Source organism: Geodermatophilus sabuli (genome assembly GCF_900215145.1).
In the GTDB taxonomy this organism is placed as follows: domain Bacteria; phylum Actinomycetota; class Actinomycetes; order Mycobacteriales; family Geodermatophilaceae; genus Geodermatophilus; species Geodermatophilus sabuli.
This window is the reverse complement of the sequence record NZ_OBDO01000010.1, coordinates 252569-272149: the sequence shown is the minus strand read 5'-3', so window position 1 is coordinate 272149 and position 19581 is coordinate 252569. Positions and strand designations below refer to the sequence as shown.

Genomic DNA, 19581 nt, shown 5'->3' with positions numbered 1-19581 from the left:
CCGTTACGCGAGGCTGTCCGGGACGGGGAGCCGCGATCGACGCGGCTCGACGGGAAGTGTGGCCGACGCCGCGGCGTTGACCCCCTGGTCGCGCGTCGCCCCGTCCGGCCGTCCCGCGTGCGCCTCCCGGTGAGCGCGCCGGAGCCGCGGTCGAGATGCCCTGGAGAGACGAAGACGATGACAGTGACGTACGACTCGGTTGCTCTCCGTGTGGACGGTCCGGTGGGTGCGCGCTTAGCATCCCAGGAGATGAACTCGTCCCTGGGCACCCAGACGGTGGCGGCGCCGAACCGGGCACACCCGTCGTGGGAGGACACCGTCGTCGTCGTCCGGGTCTACAACGAGGCCCCCGTCGTCGGCGGCGTCATCGCCGAACTGGTCGGTGCCGGGCTGTCGGTCATCGCCGTGGACGACGCGAGCACCGACGCCTCGGCCGCGGAGATCGACAAGGCCGGCGCCTTCCGGGTCAGCCACCCGATCAACCTGGGTGCCGGTGGCGCGCTGCAGACCGGCTTCGAGGCCGCGCTGATGCTCACCGACGCCCGCTACATCGCCTGCTTCGACGCCGACGGGCAGCACCAGCTCGCCGACCTGCTCAGCATGATCGAGAAGATCCGCGAGGGCTACGACGTCGTCATGGGCTCCCGGTTCCTCGAGGGGAACGGGCCGACCCAGATGAGCCCCCTGCGCCGGGTGATCCTGCGGACGGCGGCCAAGCTGCTCAATCGCGGTGGCGGCACCCGGCTGACCGACGCGCACAACGGGCTGCGCATCGTGGCCCGCCACGTCGCCGCCGACATCCGGCTCTCCTACGCCGGCATGGCCTACGCCTCGGAGCTCGAGCGGTACCTCACCCGCCCCGAGTACCGGATCGTCGAGCACCCCGTGCACATCCTGTACACGGACTACTCGCGGTCGAAGGGGCAGCCGCTGCTCAACAGCGTGAACATCCTCGCCGAGGTGGCCGCGCACCGCGTCACGAACTGGGGCCGCAAGTGATCATCCAGCTGCTGCTCGTCCCGGCGCTCGTGTTCGCCGTGGTGAGCTCGCTCCGCTCACGCACCTCGATCCGCGGGCAGGCCCGGCGGAAGATCCTCGCCGTCCTGACCATCGTCGCCGGCGTCCTCGCGGTCCTGTTCCCCGACACCCTGCAGGCGCTGGCGGACTGGACCGGCGTCACCCGTGGCACCGACCTGCTGCTCTACGCCCTCGCCCTGGTGATCATCTACCTGGTCGGGAGCACGAGCGTCCGGTTCCGCGAGCAGGAGGCACGGCTGGTCCAGCTGGCCCGCCAGGTCGCCCTCGCCGACGCCGCGCTGCGGCACGTCGAGGCGGTGCAGGCCCGCTCACAGCAGGCGGCGGACCAGGCCCCAGTAGCCGCTCATGACCGTGTTCAGGAAGCCGCCGCCACGCGGTAGTGGCAGGACGGACTGGTCGAAGCGTGCGGTGAGCAGCTCGGCCAGCTCCCGGTCCCGGCGCCGGCGGGCGCCCTGGACCGCCCGGCGGTGCTCGCCCAGCCAGCGCCGCTCGGTCAGCAGCCACCGGTAGCCCCGCAGCTTGGCCGGTAGCCAGCCGTTGACGACGGCGACCGCCAGCATCGCCAGCTCGAAGGCGAGCAGCGCGGGGGAGAGCAGCGCCAGGGTGCGGCCCTCGTAGACGGTCAGCACCATGGCCAGCCGGTTGCGCTCCAGCAGGTAGAACTTCGCCGTGTTGCGGCTGAACTCGTAGTGGTGGGCGACGACCGCCGCCGGCACGTAGCGCACGTCCCAGCCCTGCTGCCAGCAGCGCAGCGACAGGTCGGCGTCCTCGGAGTAGGCGAAGAACCGCTCGGTGAAGCCCCCGAGGGCCTTCCACACCTCCCGGCGCACCGCGAAGGCCGCGCCCGTGGCGCTGGTGACGGACCGCTCGACGGGGAACTGCGCGGCCGGCTCGCCGAGGTGCCCGGACCAGGACAGGCCGAGGACGTGCACCGGGTTGCCGGCGGAGTTGAGCAGCTCCGGCGTCTCGGCCAGGCGCAGGCTGGCGCTCGCGATGCCGACCTCCGGGCGGGCCGCGACCTTCGTGAGCTCGGCCAGGGCGTCGGGCTCGACCAGCGCGTCGGAGTTCACGAACGCCAGGTACTCCGAGTCGGTCGCGGCGGCGCCGAGGTTGCAGCCGCCCGTGAAGCCGGTGTTGGTACCCGGCTCGAGCAGGGTGACGCCGGGCCGCTCGCGCAGCGGCTCCAGCGAGGGGCTGGTGCAGCCGTTGTCGACGACGACCACGTGCACCGACACCCCGGTCGAGGCGAGGATCCGGTCGACGACGTCGTGGATGTAGGGCTGCTCGCCGTAGGCGAGCACCACCGCGGTCAGGTCCAGGGGATGTCCTCTCTTCGTACGGGCGCCGCTGGTGCCGGGACCAGCGGGGCGCGCAGGCGGTGGCGCATGGCGATCGCCAGGACGAGCGCGGCGACGGCGCTGCCGGCGAGGAAGGCGAACCCGACCCGCTGCTCCAGGCGGAACGGGACGAGCAGGCCGAGCAGGAAGGTCGCGGTGCCGGCGAGCCAGCCGAGGACCGAGGCGCGGTAGCCGCGCACGGAGACCAGCGCCTGGGCCAGCACCGAGGCGAGCATGAACAGGCCGCTGGCGGCGGCCAACGGCCACAGGTCGGTGCGGGTGGTGACGTACTCGGGGCCGTAGACCAACTGCACGAGCCAGGGGCCGACGGCGAGGATGACCAGCATGCCGGCGATCCCGAGGGCGGTCACCGCACCGGCGATGAGGTTCAGGCGGCGGCGGAACCCGGCGGTGTCCCCCTCGGCCGCGAGCGCCGCCATGCCGGGCAGGAACGACGCCTGGATGGCGGCGAAGAGGAACAGCGGCACGCGGGTCAGCACCAGGACGCTGATGAAGATGCCCGCGCGGGCCTGCTCGTCGGCCCCGGCGAGCAGGTTGGCCGCGACGGGGGCGGCGTTGATGACGAACTGGCTGGCCAGGGCACCGAGGGTCAGCCAGCCGACGGCGTGGGTGAGCTCGCCCCAGGAGTGGTGGGGCCCCGGCTGGTTGGCCGGCCCCAGCCAGCCGGCGGTCAGCAGGACGGCGGCGATCGGCGCGAGACCCAGGAAGACGCCGTACCAGCCGGCGGTGGTCACACCGACGACCGCGAGGACGGCGGCGCTGCCGATGCGCAGCACCCCGTCGATGCCCAGCTGTGCGCCGTAGCGGGGGAAGGCGCCGCCGCCGGCGAACGCACCGCGGGTGAGGTGCTCGGCCCCGAGGCCCAGCAGACCCAGGAAGAGGGCGAGGACGAGGACGTCCTGCCCGGCGAAGACCTCGTCCGCCAGCGGTTCCCGGGCGGCGAACAGGACGACGGCCGCCAGGACGATCAGCCCTCCCGCGAGCGCGCACGCGCGCAGGAAGACCGGACGCGCGCCCTGCCCGTGCGCGGCGCGGGAGGCGACGGCACGGCCCACCTCCTGCTCGAGGGGCTGGAAGAGCGCCGGGCCCAGGGCGTTGATGAGCACCCAGAGCGTGCCGAGTGGTGCCAGCTCGGCCGGCCCGAGCGCCCGGCCGCTGACGGAGAGGAAGGCGAAGGACGCCAGACCCAGCACGCCGAGACCGATCGCCACCGGACCGACCTGACGGGCGACGGCGGAGAGCTGGCTCGCCACCCGATTCCCCCTCTGCACGCGCCGGATGGCGCTCGGTGACCACCCTAGGGCGGGCGATCGGAGCTCGTCGGGCGGTCCTCGGGAACGGATGGGGCGCCTGTGACGACACACACGGGGTGGATGGGGCCGGGTGTGACTCATGTGACGACGGCGGGATTTTTCGGTCGGGTCGCCCGTCGGGGCCTCGGAAGGCCCCCGGGAGCCCTGTTAGGTCACTGGAGTGGTTTCGGATGTCGGAGAGTGACGAGGAGTCGACAGGCGCTCTGGCGAGTGTCACCCGTGTTGGTGCTTTCCGACTCGTGTCGGGCATCAAGTGCTCACGACGACATGGCGACATGACGCCGGAAATTGCCGTTCGACGTCCTTGCCAGCCGCTCGCCGACTGCTAACTTTCTGTCAGTCGCCCAACACGGGGCGCGACTGATGGAGGATCCATGAGCAAGCGTGCACTTTCGGTCGGCATCCTGACCGCGGGGCTGTCGGTCGGCCTGGCCGCTGCCGCGATCTCGCCGGCCGCCGCCCAGGGCCATGAGGTTGGCGGCAAGGGCAGCGTCTACTTCCTGAGCGGTGCGGTGAACCCGACCGGCCAGGCTGACAAGGTCTACGCCTTCGGCAACGCCGACGACGAGGTCTACTACGGTGACTGGTACGGCCACGGCGAGGACCAGCCGATGGTCCGGCGCGGCAACGCGTTCATCGTGCCGCAGGACGCCACGGACGGTAACCCGAACCTCACCAACAACACCTTCTACTACGGCAACCCGGGCGACGACGTCCTGATCGGCGACTGGGACGGTAACGGCGTCGACACCCTCGCCATCCGCCGCGGCAACCAGTTCCTCGTCAAGAACGACAACACGAAGAGCGGCAAGGCCGACGCCGAGTTCTACTTCGGCGACAAGGGCGACAAGGTCCACGTCGGCAACTGGGACGGCGTCGTCGACGACACCGAGTTCGACGGTGAGGACTACAACGACGACGGCGACTACGACGACCCGGGCGCCCCGGGCTTCGCGCCCGACATCTCCCGGGTTGACGACGAGGGCTTCGACGACGACGAGGACGGTGACTTCACCGACGCCGGCGACCGTCAGCCGGGTACCGGCGTGGACAACAACAAGGACGGCGACTTCGACGACATCGACGGTACGGACCCGGTCCCGGCCGACATCCCGCCGACGCCTGCCAAGGGTGACACGCTGATGATCCAGCGTGGCAACCACTTCTTCGTCAAGAACTCCCTGTCGACCGGCAAGGCCGACTACGAGTTCTACTTCGGCGACGCTCGCGACGCGGACAGCGTCCTGATCGGCAACTGGGCCACCCAGCCCAAGGCCGAGACCAAGGACGACTCGGCCAAGCCGGCCGCGTCGGCGACCGCCGGTGACCAGCTGGCCATCCGTCGCGGGCTCGAGTACCACCTGTCCAGCGAGATCTCGAAGACGGCGCTGGCCGGCAAGAACCCGAAGACCGAGTCGGTCATGTTCTACGGCGAGCCGACCGACACCGTCTTCGTCGCCCGACTGGCCGTCGAGCCGGTCGACGCCTACGGCAAGCCCGTGACCACGATCGTCGACGCCGACGGCGACCCGGTGGTCGACGACGCCGACACCCTGTGGGACGAGTCGACCGAGATCGGTGGCGACGGCTTCGGCGTCCGTCGCTGACTCCTCGCTGAGGAGGTCGGTCCCACCCCTCGGGGCTGAGGCCGGCACCGCACCACCGCACTGAACGACCGGACCCTCGTCCGGACCACTGGTCCGGACGAGGGTCCGGTCGTTTCTCGTGCCACACATCTTCCACGGGGTCACACGCGTACCGGGAGTCCGGTGCCGGATCCACCCCGGCTCCTACGATCAGGAACCGGCCGGGTTGCAGAACCGCTCCGGTTCGCACATGCACGTCGCGCGCCGCCATGGGTGGGCCAGCAAGGCCGGGCCGGGCGCGGACGCACAGCCACTCGGGGGACGAACAGTGACAGTCGGCGCCAAGACCATCGCTGCCTTCTTCGCGTTGATCGCACTGGCGGGTGGTCACGTGCGGGGGGACATCACTCCCCAGCCCGTGGCGTCCGTCGCCGTCATCGGCGACTCCTACGCCGCCGGCTTCGGTGCGAAGGCCAGTCACGCCTGGCAGCACTACACCGCGCTGGAGTTGGGCTGGACGCTCGCCACGGTGCGCTCTCATCCCGGAGCCGGCTACGTCAACCCGGGGGTCGGGGGACCGTACGAGGCGGCGCTCGCGGCACAGCCGCTCCCGTCCTGGGTCACCCAGGTGGTCGTACAGGGCGGCTTCAACGACATCGCCCACCAGCCGGTGGACGTGGCGGCGGCCGTGAGCCGCACCCTCGCCCTGATCCGGACGCAAGCCCCGCTGGCGACGATCACGGTCATCGGCACCTTCGACCCGGGACCCGGGGTCTTCGCGGCCGAGTACCCGAACCTCCGCGGCAACCAGCCGCTGGTGCGGCAGGCCGTGGAGGCCGCAGGGGCCCGGTATGTCGACGGGTCGCAGATCCGCTACGAGCTGAGCGCTGACCGGGTGCACCCCACGCCGACGGGTCAGCTGGAGATCGGCTACGCCATCGCGGCGGCGATCAGGCAGGCGGCTCCGGACGAGGTCGGACGGACGACCGGGAGGGTGGACTCCAGCGCTGCCGCCGTCATCGGGGTCTCCCGTGTGGGGCTGTACGGAGCTCGGTACTTCTACCTCGCCAGCACCCAAGGAGGGCGCATCGGACGGGTCACCGAGGTGGCCTTCGGCGACGCCGCCGACGTCCCCACGCTGATGCCGAACGCTGCGGGCGACTGCGTGCCAGCCGTCTACCGCCCCTCCACCGGAACGCTGTACGCAGCGTCGACTGCCGTCGACGGCGGCGGCCAGGTGGAGGCCATCCCGTTCGGCAACCCCGGGGACCAGCTGGTGCAGAACGCTCCTCGGGCCACCCCGGCGGGTCGGACCGTCTTCATCCACCGTCCGTCACAGGCCACGTTCTTCGAGCGGGTACCCAGTGCAGACGGGGCGCCGGACGTCGGTGCCCTCGTCTTCGGCGACCGCGGCGACCGCGGCCTCGTGTTCTCGGCGGCGGGTCACGGCACGACGCTGGCCGTCCACCGCCCCACCAACTCGACCTTCTATCTGGCCGACCCCGGGAGCTCTTCCGTCGCTCCGGTCACGTCGGTGCCCTTCGGGGATCCCGGGGACCAGGGGCTCGTCGGTGCGTGGGGGTGGTCCGACACCGACGGTTCAGACCGGCTCGGCGTCTTCCGCCCCGCCACGGCCCAGTGGTTCCTCGCCAACACGCCGACCCCACTCACGGGTGGTCCCGGGTTGCCGATCACGTCGGTGACGACGTTCCACTTCGGCAACCCCGGGGACACCGCACTGGCCTGCGACCCCGCGTAGCGCTCGCGGCACCCGGCGTCGTCCTCGAGTGCGGGCGCTCACCCGGCCGGCGTCCAGTTGCCGTTCTCGTTGGGGCGCAGCAGCTGGGCGTCCTCAGGGATGCGGAACTCACCTGGGCCCTCCAGCTCGCTGAACGAGCCGTCGGCCTCCAGCCGCCGGCCGTTGAGCACCGATCCCACCGCGAACGCGACATCGGCGTCCTTGACCCCCAGGCGCCCGTCGAGGATCCCGCGGAAGCGCAGCTGCCCGCCGCGGGCGTGCACGTCACCGTGCACGACGGCGGAGACGTCGGCCTGCCCGTCCAGGCGGACCTCGATCGGTCCGTTGCAGGTGCCCTTGAGCTCGAGCCGGCCGGTCACCACGGCACCGCCGTGCAGCGTGCCGTCGATCCTGACGAGGCCTGTCACGTCGAGCGGTCCCTGGACGTCACCGGTCAGCGTCTCGAACATGCCCTGCCTCTTCTCTCGGAGATACCTCCCGCAGGGTACGGGGACGCCCGCGGCCGGACCGGGCGCGCGGCAGACCGCAGGCGCTCCGCCCGGTTAGTGTCCGGGGCCATGAAGGACTTCGACGTCGCCGCTGTCGTCTCCGGAGGTGCCTCCGGGCTGGGGGAGGCCACCACCCGCGCGCTCGCCGCCCGCGGTGCGGCCGTGACCATCCTCGACATCCAGGAGGACCGCGGGAAGGAGCTGGCCGCCGAGCTGGGCGGGCACACCACCTACGTCCGCACCGACGTGACCGACCCGGCGTCGGTGGAGGCCGCCGTCGCCGAGGCGACGGGCAAGGACCGGCCACTGCGGATCGCGGTCAACTGTGCGGGCATCGGGTGGGCGCAGCGCACGGTCGGCAAGGGCAACGTGCCGCACGACTTCGACCCGTTCGTCCGCACCGTGATGGTCAACCTGGTCGGCACGTTCAACGTGCTGCGCCTGGCCGCCGCGGCGATGGCCGCCACGGAGCCGGGCGAGGACGGTGAGCGCGGGGTCGTGGTGAACACCGCCTCGATCGCTGCCTACGACGGGCAGATCGGGCAGATCGCGTACTCGGCGTCCAAGGGCGGCATCGTCGGCATGACGCTGCCGGCGGCCCGCGACCTCTCCGGCGTCGGCGTCCGGGTGTGCACCATCGCCCCCGGCCTGGTGGACACCCCGCTGCTCGGCAGCCTTCCCGAGGAGGCCCGCCAGAGCCTGTCGGCGGGCATACCCTTCCCCAAGCGCCTGGGCCGCCCGTCGGACTTCGCCGAGCTGGCCCTGGACATCGTCGAGCACGGTTACCTGAACGGCGAGGTCATCCGGATGGACGGCGCGCTCCGGATGGCCCCGCGCTGACCCGTCCGGCTGTCCTCGGGTAGCCGGTCCTCTTCCCCGGGAGCACCACCTGAGCACGACCCTCGAGGCGCCGGTCTTCGCCGACGTCTGGCGGCCGGACTGGCCGCTGGACGTCCGCCGGACCCTCTTCCCGCACCAGCGCAGCAGCGGGGACCCGGCGCTGCGGCACACCGACGACGGCACCTGGCGCACGGTCAGCACGCCGGACGGGCCGGCGACGGTGCGCATCGCGGTCCGCGCCGGGGAGGTGCGAGTGACCGCGTGGGGCCCGGGTGCCGAGCGGGCCGGCTCGGCGGTACCCGGCTGGCTCGGCGCCGACGACCGGCCCGGCGACCTCGACCCCGGCGGGCACCCGCTGGTCGCCCGGCTGCACCGCACGACGCCCTGGCTGCGGCTGAGCCGCACCGGCCGCACCTGGGACGCCCTGGTCCCCGCCGTCCTGGAGCAGAAGGTCACCGTCGTCGAGGCGCACCGGGTGTGGCGGGCGTTGCTGCGCCTCGCCGGTGACCCCGCGCAGGGGCCCGCGCCCGAGGGCATGCGGGTCATCCCGACCCCGGAGCGGGTGCTCGCCGTCACCGACTGGGAGTGGCACCGCTGCGGCCTCGACGGTGCCCGCCGCCGCGCTCTGCGCGCCGTCGCGAGCGTCGCCTCCCGACTGGAACCGGAGGCGGCGGTCGACTGCGCGGACCTGCAACGCCGGCTGCAGGTGGTGCCGGGCATCGGCGTCTGGACGGCGGCCGAGGTGGTGCAGCGGGCGTTCGGCTGTCCCGACACGGTCAGCTACGGCGACTACCACCTGAAGAACCAGGTGGGGTTCGCGCTCACCGGCGCCGCCCGCACCGACGACGACGCGATGATGGCGCTGCTCGAGCCGTGGCGCGGCCAGCGGCAGCGGGTGGTCCGGCTGCTGCTCGCCGGCGGCGTCGCTCGGGCGCCCCGGTTCGGCCCCCGCAACGCACCGACCAACCACCGCCGCCTCTGAGACGCCCTGCCCCGTGAGTGACCGGTGGGGCGGACGGGACGGTTTCGACGCCGTCCGGTTCGGTCCGGTCAGATCTCCGTGTCAGGGTGCCGGTCGACGCCATGGGGGCGTCCTGATCGGGGGCAGGGATGAGACGGGGAACACGCGCGGGCCTGGCGGCCGCGATCGTCGCGACGGGCGTGCTGGCGGGAGTCGGTCCGGCGTCGGCGCAGGGGACGACGGTCGGTGGCGCCGGGGTGCAGTACTACCTCAACGACTCCTTCTCGGGTAAGGCGAACATCGAGCTCGTCTACGGCGACCACGGGGACGAGGTCTACGTCGGCGACTGGGACGGCAACGGGACCGACACCCTCTTGGTGCGGCGGGGCAACACCTTCCACGTGCGCAACAGCGCGACCTCCGGCCCGGCCGACACCTCGTTCATGTACGGCGACCCGGGCGACACGGTGCTCATCGGGGACTGGGACGGCAACGGCACCGACACCCTGGCGGTGCGACGGGGCAACCGCTTCTTCGTCAAGAACAGCGTGACCACCGGCCGGGCGGACACCGAGTTCGTGTACGGCGACTGGGGGGACACGGTCCTCGTCGGCGACTGGGACGGCAACCGCAGTGACACCCTGGTGGTGCGCCGCGGGGGCCAGTACTTCGTGAAGAACGACCTGAACACCGGCGTGGCCAGCAGCGTCTTCTTCTACGGCGACCCCGGCGACGTCGTGCTCGTGGGGCGCTGGTCGAACGACCAGGCCGGCGACTCTCTGGGTGTCCGCCGCGGGAGCACCTACTTCCTGCGGCACTCGCTGACGTCGGGCCCGGCCGACCGGGTGTTCGGGTACGGCGAGCCCAGCGACACCGCGTTCACCGGGGACTGGAACGGTGACGGCATCGACACCCTCGGCGTCCGCCGCGTCCCGCCGCCGCCGCCGAACACCGCGTTCGGCGACGGCACCCACCGGACCGGCGGCGGAGGCATCGTCCCGGGGACCTACCGCTCCAGCCCGACCGACGAGTCCTGCTACTGGGAGCGGCTCTCCGGCTTCGGGGGCACCTTCGACGAGATCATCGCCAACAACTTCGGCGGACCCGACATCGTGACGATCGAGGCGACGGACGCCGGGTTCAAGTCGAGCCGCTGCGGCACCTGGCGGCCCGTCGCCGCCAGCTACCCGCCCGCGCCGGTGACGGTCTTCGGAGCCGGGATGTACCAGGTCGGGACGCACATCGCGCCCGGGACGTACCAGTCCAACGCGGACCCGGACTCGTGCTACTGGGAGCGCCTCCGCGGCTTCTCCGGGGAGTTCTCCGACCTCATCACCAACGACTTCTCGACGATCGTCACCATCGCGCCGTCCGACGCCGGCTTCTCCAGCGCCCGCTGTGGGACCTGGACCCGCATCGGGTAGCCGTCGGCCTCGTGCCACGAGGCTGTCCACCAGTGGCCACCGGGACCTCCGCGGTCCCGGTGGCCACTGCCGTCTTCCAGGGCTGTACGCGCATCGGCGGAGAGCCACCGCCGTAGAGGTTCCCAGGCGTCACAGTCGTCCCAACGTCGGCGGGCGGACGCGTGTCATGGCGCTCTGTGTTGAGTCGAGTTCCTAACGTTCGGGTATCGATGGCCGTCCGCGGTCCCTCGACGGCCGACCGGTCCGAGGGTGGGCAGCCGGAACCCGGGAGTACCTCCGTGTCACGCGCTGCGCTCCGCTCGACCCTGACCCTCGCCGCAGTCGGCGGCCTCGTCACCACCGGGCTGCTGAACGCCGCCGTCGCCGGCGCCACCGGGCCGTGCGCCCTGTCGGCCGACGCGACGACCATGACCTGCACGCATGCCGACGCCGGCGGCGAGCTGCTGTTCCACGTCCCCGAGGGCGTGACCGACGTGGACGTCGCGGTGCTCGCCGGTGAGGCCCCGGGCGCGGACGTCGGTCGCGTCCCCGTTCCCCCGGGTAGCACGCTCGTGATCGACCTGGGCACTGTCGAGGAGCTGACGGCGGCGACCGACCGCGAGACGTCGGCGACACACGTCGTGTCGGGGGACGGGGTGGCCGCCCGGGTCCGCGTACTGCAGGGCGAGGAGCCCACCGCCTCCGAGGGGGCGGGGATCGCTGTGCCCGCGGACGTTCCCGCGGGAACGCCGGCCGAGGCCGCGCGACGGGACGCCGACGCCTCAACCGTCTCGGGATCGCCTGCGCTCGCCGCCGACGTCCCTGTGGGAACGCCGGACGAGGACGTCGACCACGACGGTGGTGTCGCCGAGACGCCCGGTGCGAACGACGCCTCGATCCAGATCGTCCTGACCTTCGCGGCGCCCGACCCCGGGCTGCCGACCGGCCGGCTGCTGGAGCCCCACCGGCAGGCCGAGACCGTGCCGGCTACCGAGCCCGAGGACGCCACCGAGGACGCCTCGGACGAGGACGACAGCGGCACCGGCGACTCGGGCGCGTCCGCGTCGGGCGACACGGTCGAGGCAGACCCCGAGCCCGCGACGGAGACGTCGGCTCCCGCGGGTGAGTCGGCTCCGGCTTCGAACACCGCTCCTGACGACGCGGCGTCGGTCGACGACCCGGCCCAGGACGCGCCTGCGGAGCCCGCGGCCCCCGCGCCGACGGACGAGCCCGGTCCGGTCCCGAGCGAGACCACGGCCCCGAGCGAGACCACGGAGCCGGTCGAGAGCCCGGCCGCGGGGACGACCGAGTCCCTGCCAGCGCCCGCCGTCCAGACCCCCGATTCCGCGGAGCCGGCGGCGGTGCTCAAGCCCCCGGTCGTCGCGGCCGCCCCCGCTCCGGTGGAGGCCGCGGCCCCGGTGGAGGCCGTGGTCCCCATCGAGGTCCCGGCTGCGGCCGCGACGTCGTCCCCTGCTGAGGGTGCTCCCCTGGTGGAGTCGCCGGCTCCCGCGGTGACCTCGGCGCCGGCGGAGGTGACGCCCCCGGTGGTGGAGCCGGCCGCGGCCGGCGATCGACACGTGCCCTGGAACCAGGAGCGGCGCGCCGTCCCGACGCCGTCCGCCGGCACCGGTGCGCAGCGGCCCGCCGGAGCCGTCGACGAGCAGGTCGTCGTCGACGGCCTGCAGCCCGCGGCATCCGCCGTGCCCGCTGGTCTGTTGGATGCCGACGGTGTCGGCATCATCGCCGGGTCCCTGGCCGGGTTCGTCGGCCTCGGCCTCGCGGTGACCGTGGCCGTGGGCGCCCGCCGCCGCGACTGACCGGCGGCGTACGCCGCGGCCCTCGTGGCCTGTTCCGGGCACGGCACCGACAGGCTCATGGTGAGGCGTGGGATCGCCTTCCACGCCCGCAACGGCAACAGCTCGGGCCGAGCGGCCGTCAGCTTCGCCTACGGCAACCCGGGCGACGTCGTCCTGGTGGGGGACTGGGACGGCAACGGCACCCTCGGCGTCCGCCGTGATGCGGGCGGCGTGCCGCCGAACCCGGGTGACGCCGTCAACTGTCCGGACTTCGCGATGCAGGAGCAGGCCCAGGAGTGGTTCAACCGCTACCACCCCTACTACGGCGACGTGGCCGGGCTGGACGTGGACGGCGACCTCATCGCCTGCGAGACCCTTTCCTGAACACCTGCTGCCGAGCTGCCAGGAGCGGTGACCCGTGGCCCGGGGACCCGTCCGCCGCGGCAGGTCCAGGCGGGTCAGCGCCCTTCGACCAGCAGGTGCAGCAGGTAGTCGCCGTAACCGCTCTTGCCCAGCGGCTCGGCCGCCCGCCGGAGACCGTCGTCGTCCAGCCAGCCCTGCCGCCAGGCGACCTCCTCGATGCAGCCGATCTTCAGGCCCTGACGGTCCTCGACGACGGAGACGAACTCGGTGGCCTGGCGCAGGGACTGGAACGTCCCGGTGTCCAGCCAGGCGGTGCCCCGGTCCAGCGCGGTGACCGTGAGCCGGCCCTGCTGCAGGTAGTGGTCGTTGACCGCGGTGATCTCCAGTTCGCCGCGCGCGCTGGGCGTGATGCCGCGGGCGACGTCGACGACCGAGTTCTCGTAGAAGTACAGGCCCGGGACGGCGTAAGAGCTCTTCGGCCGCGCCGGCTTCTCCTCGATGGAGAGCACGCGCCCGGCGGCGTCGAACTCCACGACGCCGTAGTCCTGCGGGTTGGCCACGTGGTAGGCGAAGACGTGCCCGCCGTCGGGCTCGGGCTGGCGGGAGAGCGCGGTGCCGAGGCCGGCGCCGTAGAAGATGTTGTCGCCGAGGACGAGCGCCACCGACGACTCCCCGATGAAGTCCGCGCCGATCACGAAGGCCTGGGCGAGCCCCTCCGGCCGCGGCTGGGCGGCGTACTCGATGCTCATCCCGATCCGGCTGCCGTCGCCGAGCAGGTGCCGGAACGCCTCCTGGTCACCGGGCGTGGTGATCACCAGGACCTCGCGGACGCCGGCCATCATCAGCGTCGAGAGCGGGTAGTAGACCATCGGCTTGTCGTAGACGGGCATCAGTTGCTTGCTCACGGCCTGCGTGATGGGGAAGAGCCGACTCCCCGTACCGCCCGCCAGGATGATCCCGCGCATGGCGGACGACCCTACCGAGTGCGACGACGCCACCACGGCTCAGTCCGGAGGGCTCCCCAGCCACAGCCTCCCGACGAGAGAGGTGCCGCCGGGTGTCCCGACCGGCTCCCAGCGCGTCGTCCAGCCCTCGGCGTGCAGTTGGACGACGACCGCGCCGATGAGCGCCCCGAGGTTCAGCGCGGTCGTCGTGGTGGCCCGCTCGGGCAGGTGGATGTCGACCACGCCGTCGTCCTCCCCGCCGTAGCGCACCACGACGGGGAACTCCGGCAGCGCGGCGCCGGCGACGCGGAACGCCTCGGCGACGGCGTCCAGCTCGCCGGGGCGGGGCACGAGGTCCGCCGCCGGCGCGCGCGACCCCACGAGGTCACGGCTGCCGTAGCGGAAGAGGTCGCCGGGGCCCAGGCGGACCAGCGGCCGGGTGCCGGTGTCCTCCGCCGGCGCGGTCACGGTCAGGCCGCGGACGACGGCCACCGGGAGCCCGCCGAGCTTGCCCTTCACCAGGTCCGCGGCGGCCGCCAGCTCGTCGACGAGGGCCACCTGGGTGGTCTCCAGCCGGTTGCCGTGGACGTCGACGTCCCCGCGGTGGTCGATGAGCGCCGGCACCCCGGCCGAGCCCACCGCGACGTCGGTGAGCCCCTCCCGCCAGGTGCGCCCGAACGTGTCGCTGACCACCACGCCGACGGTGACGCCGAGCAGCTCCCGCAGCCGCGCCCGCAGGCCCCGCGCGGAGGCGTCCGCGTCGGCCGGGAGCAGGACGAGGGCGTCGCCGGGGACGTTCGAGGCGTCGATGCCGGCCGCGGCCACCACCCAGCCCTGCCGCGTCTCCACGATCTTCAGCGGTCCGCGCCGGGCGACCACCCGGACGGTCTCGGCGTCGATCGCCCGCTGCCGGGCGGCCTCCCGGTCGGTCCCGGGCTCCACGTGCACCAGCCGGCCCTCGACCTTGGAGACCACCTTGGAGGTGACGACGACGACGTCGCCGTCGGCCAGCCAGGGCGCGGCGCCGGCGATCGCGGCGGCGAGGTCGTCGCCCGGGGCGAACTCCGGCAGCCCGGCGACCGGGTGGATCGAGATGCCGGCCAGAGGCACGGATCCCTCTCGGGCGGCCCCGTCCCGGGCACCGCCGCGAGCGTGCGAGCGGTGGGGAGGACGGGGTCCTTCTTCAGACACCGGCGGCGTCCAGGGCGGCGCGCGCCATCGCGGCAGTGGCGTCGGGGTCGGTCATCAGCAGGGGGACGGCGCGGACGTCCACGCCGGGGACGTCGGCCCGGTCACCGGTGTGCACCAGCCAGGCGTCCAGCAGCCCGCCGGCGGAGCGGGCGCCGTAGTGCCGGCCGACGCCCTCCGCGCTGACCTCCACCCCGACCACCGGCAGGCAGCGGTCGGCCATCCCGCGGACCACGCTGCCCGCGACGACGGGGGAGACCCCGACGACCCGCCCCGGCGTGGCCAGCAGCGCCGCGCGCAGCCCGGGCACCCCGAGGATCGTCCCCACCGACACCACCGGGTTGGACGGCGCCAGCAGCACCGCGTCGGCGGCGGCGAACGCCTCGGTGACGCCCGCGGCGGGCCGGGCGGCGTCCACGCCCACCTGCACGAAGGCCGATGCCGGTGGCGCGGCCCGGTGGCGCACCCACCACTCCTGGAAGTGGATGGCCTGCTGCCGGCCGCTGTCGGGGTCGGTCACCACCACGTGGGTCTCGACCCGCTGGTCGCTCATCGGCAGCAGCTCGACGCCGGGCTGCCAGCGGTCGGCGAGCGCGGCGGTCACCTGGGACAGCGGATAGCCGGCGTCGAGCATCCGGGTGCGCACGAGGTGCGTGGCGAGGTCGCGGTCGCCGAGGCCGAACCAGGTGGGCTCGGCCCCGTAGGCGGCCAGCTCCTCCTTGACCGTCCAGGTCTCGCCGAGGCGACCCCAGCCCCGGTCGGGGTCGATGCCGCCGCCGAGGGTGTACATGACGGTGTCGAGGTCCGGGCAGATCCGCAGACCGTGCATCGTGACGTCGTCCCCGGTGTTGACGACGGCGGAGATCCGAGCACCCGGGACGGCGGCACGGAGACCGGCCAGGAAACGGGCGCCGCCGACCCCTCCGGCGAGCACGACGATCTGCACGAAAGTCATCGTGCCCGATGGGCAGTTGTCGACTGTTTGCCGGGCGTGTCGAGGGGTGGGACGAGAAGTGACGAACAGGGTGTGACGAGTGGGGCGTGTGTGGCGAGTCGCTTACACCGCGCGAAGTTGACGCCTACGCAACGACACGCGTGTAATTCCGGCGGTGTCAGCTAGTGCCGAGCGGCCCGGGATCGACCCGGAGGGCGCGCACCGGGGGAGCGAGAGGGGACGCATCGTCATGGCAGAGGTGTCGTGGTTGAGCGACTACGTGAGTGCGTCGGAGCGGAACGCCGACCGTGGCCGGGAGGCTGCCGGGCCGGCTTTCTCCGGGATCTGGAGCGTGGGCCTGGAGGCCGACGCCCAGTCGTGGCAGGAGCGGGCGCTGTGCGCCGAGACCGATCCCGAGGCGTTCTTCCCCGAGAAGGGCGGCTCGACCCGCGAGGCCAAGAAGATCTGCACCGGCTGCGAGGTCAAGGCCGAGTGCCTCGAGTACGCGCTGGCCAACGACGAGCGCTTCGGCATCTGGGGCGGGCTCTCCGAGCGGGAACGCCGCCGGCTGCGTCGCCGCGCCATCTGAGAGAGGACTCCCCAACCCTCCGCAGGCTCAGGGCGGCCCCGGGACGGGGCCTCGGCACACAGTGCAGCGTGACACCACCCGCGAGCAGTTCCACAGCCGCCGACGGACTCCCGTCGGCGGCTGTGGTGCCATTCGGGGTGTGACGACACGGGGGCCCCTCACGAGGACGGCGACCGGACGGGCCGAGGTGGTCCGCGAGCTGCGCGCCGCCGGCTCCCTGCAGGCCGCCGTGCGGGCCCCGGTCACCGCCCGCGGGCCCTGGCTGACCACCGTGCTCAACGTCGCCGCCGCCCGGCGCCGGCTGGGTGCGCGACCGGTGGCGGTGGTGGTCGACCGCGATCCCGATCGCGGCGGTGGGCCGGCCGCGCTGGCCGCCCTGGTCGTGGACGGCCGCGGCCTCCGGGTCGGCGTCACGCTCCTCGGCGACGGTGCGCCGGTGCCGCCCGGGGACGCGCCGGCCCGCCTCCCGGTCCGGGACGACACCGCGGCGACGCAGCTGGCCGCCGGCCTCCTGGACCGCCTGGACCGGCTCGGCCGACCGTGGACGCTGCGCCTGACGGGGCTGCCCCTGGGCGACCCCACGCTGCGCGCGCTGGGGCGGCTGCGGCCCGAGGCGGCCTTCTCCACCGCACGCAGCACCCGCCTGGTCGACGCGCTGGACGAGGCCGGCGCGGTGCGGCGCACCCGCGATCCCGCCGAGCTGGAGCGGTGGCTGCCGCAATTGCTGGCGCGGCAGCCCGACCGCCGGGCGCGTCTCCTGCTGCGGGCCGCCGCCCGGGTGCACGCCGCGATCGGACAGGTGGAGCTGGCCGTCCTGCCCGAAGGGGACCGGCTGCGGGCCGGGCTGCTCACCCTCGTCGACGGCGCGGACCGCAGGCCCTGGTGGGGCTTCTCCGAGGTGGGTGGGCTCTCGCGCGAGATGGGCGCGCCGGTCGTCTCGCTGACCCTTCCCGGCGGTCCGCTCAGCCGGCGTACCGGATCACGTTGAGCCCGTCCCGGGTCGTCGTCGTGCGGTCGGTGCCGAGGAACAGCGTCGCCTCCGCGACCGCGCGGCCGTCACGCACCGGGCCCGCCGGCGCGACGGTGACGGTCAGCTCGTACACCCGCCCCGTGTAGGCCGGGGCGGTGGTGATCGGGCGGGTGTAGCTGGGGAACCGTCCGGTCAGGCGGAGCGCATCGTCGTCCCGGGTGACGACGAGGGCGGGGGAGGGCAGGTCGGCGTACTCGGTCGTCGACCGCACGCAGCCGGCCCGCTCCGGGTCGGCGGGCGGTTCGTCGGCCAGGCAGTTCCAGGTGGGCAGCGCCACGTGGGCCAGCGCCGCGCCGTCACCCGCGGCGGCGTCCCCGGTTGCGGTCACGCTGACCACCGGCTCGGCCACGGTCACCCCCACGGCGTGCCGCTCGACGACGATCGCGCCGAAGCCCAGCGTGGCGGTGACGCCGTCCTCGCCGAGCGGCACGGACCGGTCGGCCAGCGCCCCGGCGCCGCTCTCGCCCGGCAGCGGCTCGGCCGGGACACCGGGCAGCTCCGGCAGCGGTGTGCCGGTGGGCGTCCCGGCGGTCGTGGGGGCGGCAGGGGGGCTCGCGGCCGGCGGCTCGGCGGCGGGGACGTCGTCGTCGCGGGTGCCCACGGCGACCGCGGCGAGGGCGCCGATCAGCAGCAGGGCGACGGCGGCCATCGCTGCCAGCGCCCGGCCGGCAGCGGACGCGTCGTCCCGGTCCCGGGTGTCATCGCCGTCGGGGCCGTCGGGGCCAACGAGGCCCGGGAGGGCCGGGGGCGGCGCGGCGGCGGGAGCGGGCGGCGTGCCCGGGGGTGCGTCGAGGAAGCCGGGCAGGTCGTCGTGCGGGAAGCGCGTCGCCGGCGTCACGGCCGGCTCCTCGCGGACCGGCCGGGGGGTCCGGGCACCGCTGCGGCGGCCGGTCAGCAGGAGCGGGACCAGCCCGGCCAGCGCCAGCACCGCCACGCCCAGCACGATCCAGGGCACGGCGGCCGGCGCGGAGGAGTCCATCCCGGCAAGCATCCCAGGGGCCGCGCGCCCGCCCGGACGCACTCCGTGCGGGGTCGGCGGCGGACTGGGAGGCTCCTCGGGTGAGCAGCAACGGGCCGACGACGGAGGGTGCGGCCGGGGAGCGGGTGGGGGCGCTGCTGGCCGAGCTCGGCGTCGAGCAGCCGCTCACCGGGGTCACGGACCTGTCCGCGTCCCTGGGTGTCGTGCAGGGCGTCCTCGCCGACCGGGTGGTCGACCTCGCCGTCACCGAGAGCGGGCGTCGCCGGCTGCGGGCGGAGCTGCGCGGCCGGCGCTGGGCCGAGGAGCGGCAGATCGGCGTCCCGGAGGTCGTCGCCGCCGCTGACGACGGGCGGTGGCTGCTGTCCCGCCGCGTCCACCCCGCGCCGGCCGGTGGTCCGCGCTGGACGGAGGCCGCCGTCGACGCCGCCATGCGCATCGCGCCACTGCCCGCGCCGCCGGGCAGTCCGTGGCAGCCGCCGGCCCGGTCGCCCCTGCGCCGGGCCCGGGCCTCCGTGGGTGACACCGGACGGCTGCTGCGCGGCGGCGTCCGGCTGGGCGAGCTGCGCGCGGTGCGGGCGGCGGCCGCCCAGCTGCCGCTGTCGGAGGTGACGCACGGGGACCTCCGCGCCGCCAACGCCGTCCTCGACGACGAGGGCCGGATGGTCGTGCTGGAGTGGACGGGCGTCCGCTCGGGGCCGCGGCACCGTGACCTGCTCACCCTCTGGGCCAGCACGCCCGGCGACGAGGACCGCGCCCGGATCGCCCGCGTCGTGCTGGACCGCACCGCCGGCTGGGAGGAGCCCGACGTCGGCCTGCTGTGGCACGCGGTCGCCCTCGAGCAGCTCGCCGGCCGGCTGGTCCGTGCCGACCGGGGTGACGGCCTGGACCTCGCCTTCTGCCGGGCGCGGCTGGCCGACGCGAGGGGCATCGCCGCCGAGCTCGGCAGCCCCGTGGTGACGTGATGGAACGGCCCCCTGCAGGGGCCCGCCGCGAGCTCGCGAGCGGTGGGGGC

At 73.9% G+C, this 19581-nt stretch carries 19 protein-coding genes; 12 read left to right on the top strand and 7 right to left on the bottom strand.

Going from position 1 to position 19581, the window contains the following annotated elements; translation table 11 throughout:
* Nucleotides 1–249 precede the first annotated feature (249 nt).
* A complete protein-coding gene (locus CRP39_RS21330) occupies nt 250–999 on the top strand; it encodes a glycosyltransferase family 2 protein (protein WP_097208377.1) in 750 nt (249 codons plus the stop codon).
* Nucleotides 996–1418 (top strand): DUF2304 domain-containing protein, encoded by a 423-nt coding sequence (locus CRP39_RS21325; protein ID WP_172442551.1) that lies wholly within the window; start codon nt 996–998, stop codon nt 1416–1418. The genes CRP39_RS21330 and CRP39_RS21325 overlap by 4 nt, the downstream gene beginning before the upstream one ends.
* On the opposite strand, the gene CRP39_RS26215 is transcribed toward CRP39_RS21325, so the two are convergent.
* Nucleotides 1347–2342, bottom strand: a complete 996-nt coding sequence (locus CRP39_RS26215; protein WP_216359849.1) for a glycosyltransferase family 2 protein — start codon at nt 2340–2342, stop codon at nt 1347–1349. The genes CRP39_RS21325 and CRP39_RS26215 overlap by 72 nt on opposite strands.
* A 5-nt stretch (nt 2343–2347) precedes the next feature.
* On the bottom strand, nt 2348–3649 hold the full coding sequence (locus CRP39_RS26210) for a lipopolysaccharide biosynthesis protein (RefSeq protein ID WP_101811074.1): 1302 nt from the start codon (nt 3647–3649) through the stop codon (nt 2348–2350).
* A gap of 434 nt (nt 3650–4083) precedes the next feature.
* Here CRP39_RS26210 and CRP39_RS27015 point away from each other — a divergent pair, with 434 nt between their 5' ends.
* Together CRP39_RS27015 and CRP39_RS21310 are read left to right on the top strand one after the other, a co-directional pair.
* Nucleotides 4084–5316 (top strand): hypothetical protein, encoded by a 1233-nt coding sequence (locus tag CRP39_RS27015; RefSeq protein ID WP_172442550.1) that lies wholly within the window; start codon nt 4084–4086, stop codon nt 5314–5316.
* Nucleotides 5317–5623: 307 nt separating this feature from the next.
* On the top strand, nt 5624–7054 hold the full coding sequence (locus tag CRP39_RS21310; protein ID WP_172442549.1) for an SGNH/GDSL hydrolase family protein: 1431 nt from the start codon (nt 5624–5626) through the stop codon (nt 7052–7054).
* 38 nt (nt 7055–7092) lie between these two features.
* Here CRP39_RS21310 and CRP39_RS21305 read toward each other — a convergent pair whose 3' ends face one another.
* The gene (locus CRP39_RS21305; protein ID WP_097208375.1) at nt 7093–7503 is read right to left on the bottom strand and encodes a bactofilin family protein; all 411 of its coding nucleotides are present in this window, start codon (nt 7501–7503) and stop codon (nt 7093–7095) included.
* A 108-nt stretch (nt 7504–7611) separates the two neighbouring features.
* Here CRP39_RS21305 and CRP39_RS21300 point away from each other — a divergent pair, with 108 nt between their 5' ends.
* The 5 genes from CRP39_RS21300 to CRP39_RS27280 all read left to right on the top strand — a co-directional run bounded on the left by CRP39_RS21300 (nt 7612) and on the right by CRP39_RS27280 (nt 12926).
* Nucleotides 7612–8382: an SDR family NAD(P)-dependent oxidoreductase gene (locus CRP39_RS21300; protein WP_097208374.1), complete on the top strand. Its 771-nt coding sequence runs from the start codon at nt 7612–7614 to the stop codon at nt 8380–8382.
* Between the two features lie 253 nt (nt 8383–8635).
* Nucleotides 8636–9364, top strand: coding sequence for a DNA-3-methyladenine glycosylase family protein (locus tag CRP39_RS21295; RefSeq protein ID WP_245854016.1), 729 nt, complete (start codon nt 8636–8638; stop codon nt 9362–9364).
* Between the two features lie 128 nt (nt 9365–9492).
* The gene (locus CRP39_RS21290) at nt 9493–10767 is read left to right on the top strand and encodes an Rv1352/Rv1906c domain-containing protein (RefSeq protein ID WP_143426721.1); all 1275 of its coding nucleotides are present in this window, start codon (nt 9493–9495) and stop codon (nt 10765–10767) included.
* Between the two features lie 278 nt (nt 10768–11045).
* Nucleotides 11046–12563 (top strand): hypothetical protein, encoded by a 1518-nt coding sequence (locus CRP39_RS21285; protein WP_143426720.1) that lies wholly within the window; start codon nt 11046–11048, stop codon nt 12561–12563.
* A gap of 57 nt (nt 12564–12620) precedes the next feature.
* Nucleotides 12621–12926 (top strand): hypothetical protein, encoded by a 306-nt coding sequence (locus CRP39_RS27280; RefSeq protein ID WP_143426719.1) that lies wholly within the window; start codon nt 12621–12623, stop codon nt 12924–12926.
* Between the two features lie 74 nt (nt 12927–13000).
* Here the strand turns inward: CRP39_RS27280 and rfbA are convergent, their stop codons facing one another.
* From rfbA to cofD, 3 genes are all read right to left on the bottom strand, one after another.
* Complete coding sequence (rfbA, locus tag CRP39_RS21275) at nt 13001–13870, bottom strand: glucose-1-phosphate thymidylyltransferase RfbA (RefSeq protein WP_097208370.1); 870 nt, start codon at nt 13868–13870, stop codon at nt 13001–13003.
* 39 nt (nt 13871–13909) lie between these two features.
* The gene (locus tag CRP39_RS21270; protein WP_097208369.1) at nt 13910–14959 is read right to left on the bottom strand and encodes a coenzyme F420-0:L-glutamate ligase; all 1050 of its coding nucleotides are present in this window, start codon (nt 14957–14959) and stop codon (nt 13910–13912) included.
* Between the two features lie 73 nt (nt 14960–15032).
* Nucleotides 15033–15992 carry a 2-phospho-L-lactate transferase gene (gene cofD, locus CRP39_RS21265; RefSeq protein ID WP_221201486.1) on the bottom strand — a complete coding sequence of 320 codons (960 nt, stop codon included), beginning with the start codon at nt 15990–15992 and terminating at the stop codon, nt 15033–15035.
* A 229-nt stretch (nt 15993–16221) separates the two neighbouring features.
* On the opposite strand from cofD, the gene CRP39_RS21260 reads away from it, so the two are divergent.
* Together CRP39_RS21260 and CRP39_RS21255 are read left to right on the top strand one after the other, a co-directional pair.
* Nucleotides 16222–16560, top strand: coding sequence for a WhiB family transcriptional regulator (locus tag CRP39_RS21260; protein WP_097208367.1), 339 nt, complete (start codon nt 16222–16224; stop codon nt 16558–16560).
* A gap of 139 nt (nt 16561–16699) precedes the next feature.
* Nucleotides 16700–17548 (top strand): hypothetical protein, encoded by an 849-nt coding sequence (locus tag CRP39_RS21255; protein ID WP_097208366.1) that lies wholly within the window; start codon nt 16700–16702, stop codon nt 17546–17548.
* On the opposite strand, the gene CRP39_RS21250 is transcribed toward CRP39_RS21255, so the two are convergent.
* Nucleotides 17523–18569 (bottom strand): hypothetical protein, encoded by a 1047-nt coding sequence (locus tag CRP39_RS21250; RefSeq protein ID WP_143426718.1) that lies wholly within the window; start codon nt 18567–18569, stop codon nt 17523–17525. The genes CRP39_RS21255 and CRP39_RS21250 overlap by 26 nt on opposite strands.
* An 80-nt stretch (nt 18570–18649) precedes the next feature.
* Between CRP39_RS21250 and CRP39_RS21245 the strand changes: the two genes are divergently transcribed.
* Nucleotides 18650–19531: a phosphotransferase gene (locus tag CRP39_RS21245; protein WP_097208364.1), complete on the top strand. Its 882-nt coding sequence runs from the start codon at nt 18650–18652 to the stop codon at nt 19529–19531.
* Nucleotides 19532–19581: the final 50 nt, after the last annotated feature.